This is a genomic window from Bacillus sp. ISL-18 (genome assembly GCF_018613415.1).
Taxonomy (GTDB): Bacteria; Bacillota; Bacilli; order Bacillales; family Cytobacillaceae; genus Neobacillus.
This window is the reverse complement of the sequence record NZ_JAGGQG010000002.1, coordinates 1,100,348-1,111,057: the sequence shown is the minus strand read 5'-3', so window position 1 is coordinate 1,111,057 and position 10,710 is coordinate 1,100,348. Positions and strand designations below refer to the sequence as shown.

The 10,710-nt window shown below is 37.9% G+C and carries 9 protein-coding genes; 4 read left to right on the top strand and 5 right to left on the bottom strand.

All coding sequences use genetic code 11. The features are described from left to right. The first annotated feature begins 165 nt into the window (after positions 1-165). Positions 166-567: a DoxX family protein gene (locus J7E81_RS05320; RefSeq protein WP_215041224.1), complete on the top strand. Its 402-nt coding sequence runs from the start codon at positions 166-168 to the stop codon at positions 565-567. A 400-nt stretch (positions 568-967) separates the two neighbouring features. Here the strand turns inward: J7E81_RS05320 and J7E81_RS05315 are convergent, their stop codons facing one another. Together J7E81_RS05315 and J7E81_RS05310 are read right to left on the bottom strand one after the other, a co-directional pair. Then, positions 968-1,945 carry a Gfo/Idh/MocA family protein gene (locus J7E81_RS05315; protein ID WP_215041061.1) on the bottom strand — a complete coding sequence of 326 codons (978 nt, stop codon included), beginning with the start codon at positions 1,943-1,945 and terminating at the stop codon, positions 968-970. Between the two features lie 43 nt (positions 1,946-1,988). Next, a complete protein-coding gene (locus J7E81_RS05310; protein WP_215041060.1) occupies positions 1,989-3,152 on the bottom strand; it encodes a Gfo/Idh/MocA family protein in 1,164 nt (387 codons plus the stop codon). Between the two features lie 275 nt (positions 3,153-3,427). On the opposite strand from J7E81_RS05310, the gene J7E81_RS05305 reads away from it, so the two are divergent. Beyond that, positions 3,428-4,198 (top strand): IclR family transcriptional regulator, encoded by a 771-nt coding sequence (locus tag J7E81_RS05305; protein WP_215041059.1) that lies wholly within the window; start codon positions 3,428-3,430, stop codon positions 4,196-4,198. A gap of 113 nt (positions 4,199-4,311) precedes the next feature. Here J7E81_RS05305 and J7E81_RS05300 read toward each other — a convergent pair whose 3' ends face one another. Both J7E81_RS05300 and J7E81_RS05295 read right to left on the bottom strand, forming a co-directional pair. Continuing rightward, on the bottom strand, positions 4,312-5,367 hold the full coding sequence (locus J7E81_RS05300; RefSeq protein ID WP_215041058.1) for a HupE/UreJ family protein: 1,056 nt from the start codon (positions 5,365-5,367) through the stop codon (positions 4,312-4,314). Between the two features lie 89 nt (positions 5,368-5,456). Next, entirely contained in the window at positions 5,457-6,992 is a 1,536-nt protein-coding gene (locus J7E81_RS05295; RefSeq protein ID WP_215041057.1) for a CehA/McbA family metallohydrolase domain-containing protein, read from the bottom strand. Between the two features lie 511 nt (positions 6,993-7,503). On the opposite strand from J7E81_RS05295, the gene J7E81_RS05290 reads away from it, so the two are divergent. Together J7E81_RS05290 and J7E81_RS05285 are read left to right on the top strand one after the other, a co-directional pair. After that, positions 7,504-8,496 (top strand): metal-dependent hydrolase, encoded by a 993-nt coding sequence (locus tag J7E81_RS05290; protein ID WP_215041056.1) that lies wholly within the window; start codon positions 7,504-7,506, stop codon positions 8,494-8,496. A gap of 131 nt (positions 8,497-8,627) precedes the next feature. Continuing rightward, complete coding sequence (locus J7E81_RS05285) at positions 8,628-9,767, top strand: MGDG synthase family glycosyltransferase (protein ID WP_215041055.1); 1,140 nt, start codon at positions 8,628-8,630, stop codon at positions 9,765-9,767. A 109-nt stretch (positions 9,768-9,876) separates the two neighbouring features. Here J7E81_RS05285 and J7E81_RS05280 read toward each other — a convergent pair whose 3' ends face one another. Further along, positions 9,877-10,698 carry an alpha/beta fold hydrolase gene (locus tag J7E81_RS05280; RefSeq protein WP_251028433.1) on the bottom strand — a complete coding sequence of 274 codons (822 nt, stop codon included), beginning with the start codon at positions 10,696-10,698 and terminating at the stop codon, positions 9,877-9,879. Positions 10,699-10,710 lie beyond the last annotated feature (12 nt).

Genomic DNA, 10,710 nt, shown 5'->3' with positions numbered 1-10,710 from the left:
GAGGTCTTTTTACTCTAGTCTTTTGGTTGATTAAATAGTAATCTAACAACTAGACTAGAATAAGAATTGGATTAATTAGCCAAAATAAGATATCCATTTCTTTTCGACACTTTTTTTGAAATTACATAAGGCGGAAGAAGGTATAATATGACTGAAAATATGGCACTGGTTAATATCGGGCTGTTACTTATTCGGCTCGTGATCGGGCTAACCTTTTTTGGGCATGGTGCACAAAAGTTATTTGGCTGGTTTGGCGGCCCTGGTATAGCGGGTATGGGAAACTGGCTTGAAACACTTGGTCTCGAAAAGGGAGCCAAGGTTTGGGCGACTTTGGCGGGCCTATTTGAGTTGATAGGCGGATTACTTTTTGCCGCTGGTTTTCGTACTTGGCTTGGTGCAATCATGATTGTGATTGTGATGATTGATGCTATTTTTACTGTTCATGGAAAAAATGGCTACTGGATGACCAACAATGGATTTGAATATAATCTTGTGTTAATTGCTGCTGTTATTGGCGTTGCTCTAATCGGTCCTGGTGACTATGTTTTGTTTTTTAACCTTAAATGATGAAGAAAAATTAGAGTCGTCAATAGAACTTATTGACGACTGTCTGGCTCTAAAAGAATTCAGCAGGGTCGTCAAGTGAGTCTATTGACTACCGTCAGGATCAAAAAGAATTCATCCGAGTCGTCAAGAGTGCTTATTGTCGACCTTCTACCTCAAAAATAATCTATCAGAGTCGTCAAGAGTGCCAATTGTCGACCGTCTTCCTCAAAAATAAATCATCTGGGTCGTCAAGAGCTCCTATTGTCGACCTTCTACCTCAAAAATAATTCATCTGAGTGGTCAAGAGCTCCTATTGTCGACCTTCTACCTCAAAAATAATCTATCAGAGTCGTCAAGAGTTTCCTATTGTCGACCGTCTTCCTCAAAAATAATCCATAAGAGTCATCAATAGAGTAAGTAACTAGTAAGCAATCTCACCCATCACCCAATTGGTTCTTGCACCGGTCACTCCCGTACTTGGGCACTGGCTGCTCTCTACTGTTAATTCAGCCACAATGGTTTCTACAAGGTATTGATGGACATGCATCGGCGGGTCAAAACTCCATTGCTCTGTTCCACTAGATGTCGTTAACATAATGGGCTCATTTCCAAAAGTGGAAAAAGTAATTTTCCCTTTACTGCCGACGATTTCATTCACATCCACATCTTCAAACGCAGAAAAACACCAGTTTCCAACACCGTGGACCCCAGATTCAAATCGATACGTCCCTGTGACGATATCTTCCGCACGATAATAACCTGCTTGATTGGAAGAAAAACCTTGCGCCTCCTTAATTGGCCCCAGTAAGAAATCTAATAAGTCGAGTGTATGACTAGCCAAATCGAAAAATAGTCCTCCTCCTGACAATTCAGGCTGAACCCTCCATGGGAGAGTTTGTGAATCCTTTACATTTTCAGATACTTTTTGATACTGCGTCGTCGAGACGAAACGAACATCTCCGATTGCTTTCGTCTCCAACAACTCTTTTATTTTTACAAAACGAGGCAGCGCTCTACGGTAGTAAGCTACATATAAAGGAACACCAGCTGCCTTGCAAGCAGCAATCATTTCATTACACTCAGCAAAATTAAGTGCCATTGGCTTTTCTACATAAACTGGTTTGCCAGCCTTTGCGACTTTTATTGCATAATCTTTATGTGAACTCGGTGGTGTCGCAATATAGACTGCATCCACATCTGGATCGTTAATAAGCGCATCAGCATCTTCGTACCATTTTGGAACATGGTGTCTTTCCGCATAGTCTTTTGCAAGTTTACTAGTTCTTCTCATCACGGCGACCAACTCTGAATGCCTGATTTTTTGGAATGCTGGTCCACTTTTCACTTCCGTTACATCACCGCATCCAATAATACCCCAACGTACTTTTTCAAATTTCATAGATATCTTCCCCTTCTCTACGTAAAATTCTATATCTTTCATCTTAATGCGTCCCACTGACATCTAATATCGTATTTGTCACATGCTTTTTCTTAAAAGAGGAAGAATGGATTTTCTTCTGTAATTTTTCATAATAAAGGTCTGCGTCTACGGGCAAATCAACCGTTTCGTTTAACCATGAAGATAAGTAGATACCATTTGAAATTTCTAGCGCCTTGACACCATCTTCCCCAGGTGAAAGTAAAGGTGTACCCTTAAGGATGGCCTCAATCCAGTTTTGAACAATGATAGCATGATTACCATTATCACATTTGACGGGAATCTCAATTTTTTCACATGGAGGCTGACCAAATCCGCCTGTGTACGAAGAATTAAATTCACGTTCTGATTCGCTTAATTGGTAAAAGATAAGTTCTTCATTTTCAATGACGATTTTCCCACGATCTCCGACAATCTCAAAACGATTTGTACCAGGAGCCTCTCCAGTAGATGCAATAAACACACCTGTTGCCCCATTTTCATATTCCACAAAGGCGGTTACATCATCTTCCACTTCAATATCATGATATTTTCCAAGACTGGTTATGGCACGAATGCGCTTTGGCATATAACCTGTCGTCCACTGCCAAAGATCTAATTGGTGAAGGGCCTGATTTAAGAGGACCCCGCCACCTTCACCTTTCCAGGTAGCTCTCCATTTACTTGAATCATAATAGCTTTGTGGACGGTACGAATCGGTAACGATCCAATTGGTCCGCTTAATTTCACCCAGTTGATCTGATTGAATAAGTTCGCGTACTTTTTGATAAAGTGGATTAGCCCTTTGGTTATACATGATACTGAATACTTTTCCACTTTTTAATGCTGCAGCATTCATTTCCAGCACATTTTTGGTATAAACCCCAGCTGGTTTTTCAATCATCACATGTTTTCCTTTTGCAAAGGCTTTTATAGCTAGCTCCGGATGACTGTAATGCGGGGTTGCAATGAGGACAGCATCAATTGCTGATTCATTTAAAAAAGACTCGACATTTTTAAAAACCCTTACCTCTCCCTTTGTATGGTTCTTTACCCAGTCAATTCGGCTATCGTTGCTGCTGCAAACGGCAGTTAACTGTGCTCCTTTAATTTGTCCTTCGCTCAACATTTGCACATGTGAGCTGCCCATATTTCCAATTCCAATCACACCAATTTTAACAATACTCATCTAAATTCCCTCTTTTTAAGAATTATTATTGCCACAATATATCAATCTAGGAAATTACCCCAAAAACAAATAATCTTAAATGGAGACAGTAATTGAAAAATTTTTATTTTTAACCACATAGTGGTACACTTGTATCACATAATGGTTATACTCATTATAATGAAAGATTAAAATACTAGTCAATAACTATGTACTATTCTTCCCTTATACAGGTATTAGTATAAAATGGAATTGATAGAAAAAAAAGGATATATCAGTGAAAGGAAAACATACATATGACAAATGATAACCAGGATCAATCTAAGGCAGCTAATGTACAAGTAATTTCTCGTGCTGCTAAAATCTTGAGGACTCTTAGAGCTCATCCAAAAGGATTAAGCTTATCGCAAATTGCGAAAGAAGTGGGCATGGCCAGATCAACAGTTCAAAGAATTGTTACAACACTCGAACAAGAAAGGTTTATTGCTTCCGCGTCTGTAAAAGGCGGTTTCCGCCTTGGACCTGAGATTGCGATGCTTGCAGGTGCTGTTCATAGTGATTTACGAGAAGAAATCAGGCCATTTTTAATAGAATTATCCAATCAAATTAATGAAACAGTAGACCTTTCCGTACTAGACAATGGGAAGGTGCTTTTTGTTGATCAAATTATTGCGCCACATCCATTGCAAGCAACTTCACAGCCTGGGGCGTCTTTTCCACTTCATTGTACAGCAAACGGGAAGGCCATCCTCGCCTCTCTGCCTTTAGCTAAGGTAGAAAATTTGTTGCCTGAACACCTGCAACAGTATACGGAACATACCATCACAAGCCGGACTGAGCTGTTAAGGGAGTTAGAACAAGTTCGGATAAAAGGAGTCAGTTTTGTAAGGGAAGAGCATATTCTAGGGATTTGTGCAGTGGGCGCAGCGGTTGTTGATCGCATGGGGAATATAAGCGCTGTCTCGATTCCGCTCCCATCCACTCGTTTTTATGGCCATGAAGAAAGACTAGCGGCGGCCCTGATTCATACTTGTCAAGCGATCAGCCGGCACTTTGAACTCCAATAATGTCTGGTAGTCTTGATTAATTAAGGTTTGAGGATTTTGATATTTTCCCTTAAAAAAAACACCCGAACTAAATCGATTCCTCCACTCAGTGAAGGAATCGATGTTTCACCAACTTAAAAAGCACGCTGTATAAACCATACAAGACCGAAGGCTAAGATTGCTGCCGAAGTTCCAGGGATAACCCATTTTATCGGTCTCAAGGTTAATTTCCTAATCCACAAAATTAATGGGAAAGCTAGACAGACAATTAAAAGTTGGCCCATTTCAATCCCGATATTAAAAGAAAGTAATGACGCTGCCAGATGACCCGTATCTAATCTCATTTCTGAAAGAATCCCCGCAAAACCAAAGCCATGGATTAAACCAAAGGCAAACGCAAGCCATGGCTGGTGATTCGAGTCCTGATTAAAAATATTTATGAGTGCCACATAAATAATGCTTAGAGCGATAGCCGATTCTACAAATCTACTAGGAAGCTGGACAATATCAAAAGTTGCCAAAGCCAAAGTGATACTATGTGCTACTGTAAAAGCTGTAATTAAAGAGAGGATATGACGGATCGTTTTTGCCCCAAATAGCAAACTAATGACAAACAGAATATGATCATAACCTGTGAAAATATGTTTTAATCCAAGAATTAAAAACTGTTTAACATTTTGCAAGAAGCTTATTTCACCAATTTCCATTTCTCTTGATTCGAAGGTTAAAACCTTTTCTTGTTGTTCCCCATCCATTTTAATGGTTGCATAGTTCGCGTGGCTTGGGTCGGAATCATCCATAAACATATTATACTCAACCACAAGTTTTTCAGGTTTATGCCCGATCTTATACGCCAAATTAATTCCCGCAAACGGACGCTCATTAATCGTTTCTATATTCGTTTCTAACAGGCTGCCCTCTACCAGCTCGCTGTCCGCATAAAGCTTTATATGAGAATTTATATATTTTTGCAGAACCTTGTGATTAATTAATTCCTTTTCATCCGTTGCCTTATTTAAGGCATGCCCAAGCTCTTCTAAATCCAGTTTCAATTCATAATCCAGTGTTTTATCCTTGACATTTATAGTGGAAAAACCCTCACTGTTATTTGTATGTGCGCAAGCGGTATTGGACCAAAGTGAATTTAATGCAAGAAGAATGAGCAATAAAGGAACTAGTATTTTTTTCATAGTATCAACGTCCATTTCTTTGTTAATTTAGATAATGGAAAGACGAGGAGTATTAAGACCCCCCGTCTTTATTCTGTTCGTATAAATAATTATTTACTAGATTTGAGGAAAATTGGGTTTGAGTAGAACCAAAGATCATTCCAAGGATTTTCACCTTTTGGATCTGCTACTGGTTCTAATTGGTCAGTGTTAGTACCACGTAAACGAATATAGCTATCTTTGTCGACATTTTTTAAAGTATAAGTAATTGAGATGTATTCACCGTCTTTTTTCCAGTCACTTTCTGTGAAACGCTTTACGACTTTTGTTGTCGGATTAGATGCCGTTGAGCGGTCTTCCACTTTTCCCTTAACTTCTCCCATGATTAAGTCAACACGTTGAACATTTGGCTTATCACCATGAGAATTCGCAGCGTTTGGATCTTTGATACGAACTGTAACAGTTACATCAGATTGCTTACTTGGAAGTGTAAGTGTTTCACCGATTGATGCTGAATTTCCTTTTGCCACTGCATGTAATGGTGATTTGCCTCCTGCTTGTACTTTTACATCTAGTTCTGAGATAAGGTCACCCGTTGTAACAAATACATTACCTTTACGAAGGTTTTCCATTACATCTTCATAGTTTTTCTCAGCTTTTACATATGTTTTAGAATATTCACCTGGCCAGAAGTCACTTCCTCCATCACGCCAGTTAACATGTGAGTCAGACGTAGCCGTAATCCACCAATGTCTTCCTTCCCCTAACATCGAATCCCATAAACCACCAACGATAGCTGACATTTGATCAAATCCACCCATGGTTTGTGCGTTTGCGTTTGAGTAACTACCACGAGATCCTTTAGGGTCAAGAGAGCCATCTGGATTAATAGCACCTGCTTGGTGACCAGGAGCACCTTCCATACCGATAGATATATTTGGTGCAGTATCATTCCAATTACGGAACTCTTGCGGAGTATCTTGTCCCCATACACCAACACCTGTCGCAGAACGAGATGGATGATGTGCGATAGAAATCGGAAGTTCGTCCATTTGTTTCATATAATTAAGAGCGTCAATCATTTTTGATTCAGTGTTACGACTTGGGTCATTTGGATAAGCTTCACGAGAATTAAACTTGCTTTCAAGGTCATAAAGCACTTCTGATTCATTTTCACCTTTTGGAATCATTAGCGTGCTGTGATCAGCTCCCGGTGTGTCTAACTCCATTCCGTAAAATTGAAGAACTTCAGGAACAGCTTCACGGGATTTTAATAATTCAGGATAAGCCTGTTCTAAGTTAACTTTGGAATGGTTAGGACCCCCATGATCGGTTGTCATCATCCAATCAAGGCCATACTTCTTACCATTTTCTGCATTTTTCACTATTGGATAAATGGCATCGCCACCTCTTATGGCAGTTGGAGGGTTTGTAGAATTGTCCCAGCCTACACTCCATTCACTATGTACATGGTGGTCACCTGCGAGCCATGATGCACCATTCTTTTTCACTTCTTCTTTTGATAACGATTGTGCCTTAGCATTTTGGTTACCACTGTCATTAAATATGGTTTGTGTGGTAAGTGCAGTTGTTGCAAGAACCGTTGTTGCGATTAAAGGTATAGCCTTCTTAAAACGAGATTTCATTTTCCCCTAACCTCCCAAGTATGTTTGCAGTATCTTCCATTGTTTACATTTTCATTAGATTGCCAGATTCATAAACAACAATGGCAACTTTAAATATCCCTAGTAGTAACCTCTTCTATCCCCCTCTGGTTAATTATTAAAAGTAGATTAAATATTTTAATCAAATTTTAATCTTTCTCATTCCCTAATATAAATCAAGATTGTTAATCTATTGTTAAGGCCCGGTAAAGATTTACTTAAAAAGAATAAAAATGAATAGCTTAGTAATCTATTAACAGTTACTCTGCTGAAAGTACCTCTTTTACCAATCAAGTGTTTATTTGAATTTGTATATTCTTACTTAAAGGTAGGGAGCAAAAGTGGAATACAAAATATTTACAATTATTTAACGATATCTTAGGAAGAAATCTCTTAGTTATCCAGTATGATAAAGGGAATTAGTTTTCTAGGAATCATGGGATTAGAAATTTGACAGGTTGTTAAATTAAGATTAAGTCTAAGGAGTGATAGTGTGGATACTTTTTCGCATGTTGTGATTGGCTTAGGCATAGGTGCTCTTTCTCAAATTGATCCGTCCGTCTCTGCAAATGATACCTTATCACAAGCTGTCATTTTAGGTACTGTTATTGGTTCAAATGCTCCCGATTTTGATTTTCTCTATCGTTTGAAGGGAAAAGGAAATTATTTTCGGAATCACAGAGGCCTATCCCATTCACTTCCTGCTCTTCCCTTATGGGGGATTCTTGTATCCGGTATGCTATACCCATTCTTCACTAGCACATCATTTTCACATCTATTTTTATGGACATTTTTAGCTGTTATCCTTCATGTAGTTTTTGATTTATTTAATGTACACGGAACACAAATACTGCGGCCCTTTTCTCGAAAATGGATTGCATTGGATGCTGTTCCTTTAGTAGATCCCTACATTTTACTTCTCCATTTTCTCGGTTTCGCGCTAATCTTATTCTATCAAGCAGGAATCACCTTTCTTATCATTTATCTATTCCTATTTTTCTACCTTGTTATCCGCACTCTTTCTGCCATATTCGCAAAAAGACACCTACAAAGTCATTTTATCCATGCAGAACGAATCAAACTAATCCCCCGTATTTCGTTGTTTAAATGGGATGTCATCATCGAGACCGAAGAAGATTTCTTATTTGGTACTTATTCTGTTAAAAATTTAACCATTGAGCATAGCTTTACCAAAAAAATCAACTTCCCTAGTTTGGTCTCAACTAGTCGGAATGATCAAATCGTTTCAGATTTTCTATCATGTACTAATTATGCCTATCCATTTGTAGATGTCAGAAAAAATGGCTATTTCGTGTATTGGAAGGATCTTCGTTTCCGTACAAAAAGATTTTTCCCTACACAAGCAATACAATTTTTCACGTCTGACTTTGAGAAAAAGAATTGTTATATTGGCAGAGTTAATTCGTTGAAACAGTATAAGAAAGTCGTAAAAAATCTAACCAACAGCCCTTCTTCCTTCAATTAAAAGTGGATGGTCCCACTTAGTAAGTTAAAGTTAAGTTAAGGTAAGTAATTTAGAATGAAACGATTCAATAAAAAGCTTTGGATGCATGAGAGTGACCGTTCCAAATCATATTCTTAAAAAGGGATGATAGGATGAAAAAAACATTATTAATCATTTCTTCCAACCATACAGGGCATGGACATAAGAGTATTACAGAATCTCTGTGTGAGAGAGTCAAAGCTCATCATAACGTCAACATTCATGTAGTAGATGGTTTTTTGCTTGGTAAACAGCTACTCTTAAAGATTGGAAAATCCTATGGTCCCATCACAAGAAATTCAGAACAGTTATGGAAGATGATTTGGAAAATCACAGCATTGAAACCCTCTATAATAGACAATTTTATTGAAACACATATAAAGGATAATTTTCTCAGATTGCTGTCCGAAGTTAAACCAGATCTAATTTTATCCGTTCATCCTAATTTTAATGGCTCCATACTGAATATATTAGAAAAGCAAAATATAGATATTCCTTTCATCACTCTCATTGCCGATCTTGTAAACATTTATCCTCTTTGGGCTGATAAAAGGGCAAATTACATTATTAGCCCAACGTTTGAAGCCCAAAACAAGTGTATTGAATTTGGAATTCCTAATGAGAAAATTAAGGTATCGGGATTTCCAGTCCGATCACGATTTTTTCCGAAGAACTACAATCAGCGCACCTTCTATAGAAATGGCCAATCTTTAAACTGTTTGATCATGAGTGGTGGTGAAGGTGTAGGAAATATGAAGAAAATAGCAGAAAACCTGCTTGATCATTTTGACTGTACCGTAACACTTGTAGCCGGGAAAAATGAAAAACTAAAAACCAAGCTGGAAAAATCCCTTAAAGCCCAATATGGCAATCGAGTAGAGATTTATGGTTTCACGCAAAATATACAAGATTTAATGATCACTTCTGATATCGCTATTACTCGTGGAAGTCCGAATGTCATGTTTGAAGCAATAGCTTCCAATACACCGCTAATTATTACGGGTGCATTGCCAGGCCAGGAAGAGGATAATCCAGCATTTGCTGAGAATTTCGGTTTGGGAGTGGTATGTAAAAACCCAAAGGACATAAAGCAGACTATAACCAAATTACTTGAAAATGATGGTGATAAATTAACTAAAATTATCAACTGCCAGAGAAATTTTATAAATGAAAATGCAGCTGATGACATTCTACAATTTATTCTGAAAGTCGGAGAGCCTTATTATGAAGAGGCAAAAGTTAAACTATCCTAATTTCCATAACTTTTTTAAAAGAAATAAGCTGGCTCATAAAATCGTTAACTAACAACTTTTTTGAGTCAGCTTCCTTTTTCACTAGAATGTTGGAATTTTGTTTTAATCATTAGTTTGTATGCATCAATATATTTCTGAAAACAAACTCTGGTCTTTCCTCCGTAATTAAATGTCCTGTTTCTTCATAAGTAATTAACCTGGCATCTGGTAAATCCTGAACTAATTGTTTGCCAACCTCCACTGGTACCACTCGATCTTCTTCTCCCCATAATAATAATGTTGGAACTTGAATATCCTTTAGTTGTTGTGGCAACAAATCACCCTCACGGTGACGAATTAGTCGGATTAAAGCTTTATAAAATCCTTTTTCCGCCAGGGGCCTGCCAAATTCACGAATCAATTCATCATTGATTAAGGATTGATTAAAAAAAACATTGCCCAAGTGATATTTGACATCCTTTCTTCCAATATAATAATGAATGATTTTATCAAAGAATGGTAAATAGGAACTGCAAATGAGAAGTTTTTTTGCACGCTTTAAATAGCCTGAACTACTTAATAAAATTAGTTTATTAATTTTCTCAGGAGCGATGCGCGCCATATTTAAAGCAATTTGACCGCCCATCGAATGGGCAACTATACAGGTGCTAGCAAATCCAAAATGGTGGATACATTCAATCATTAACTTTGCATAGTTTTCAAAACTATAAACAAACGAGGTAGATTTCTCACTTTTCCCAAAACCTGGGAGGTCAATCGCCAGTATTGAAAACTTCTCTTGTAATAAAGGGATGATACGACGAAACGTATAAGTAGAAGAAGCGAAGCCGTGGATCAGAAGAATGGGTGGTTTATCAGTTAGTAGGTATTCACAGTACAAATTAATATTATCTACTTTCATGTAGGTTTGTTTCAATCCATCGACACACAATATGTTCCACTC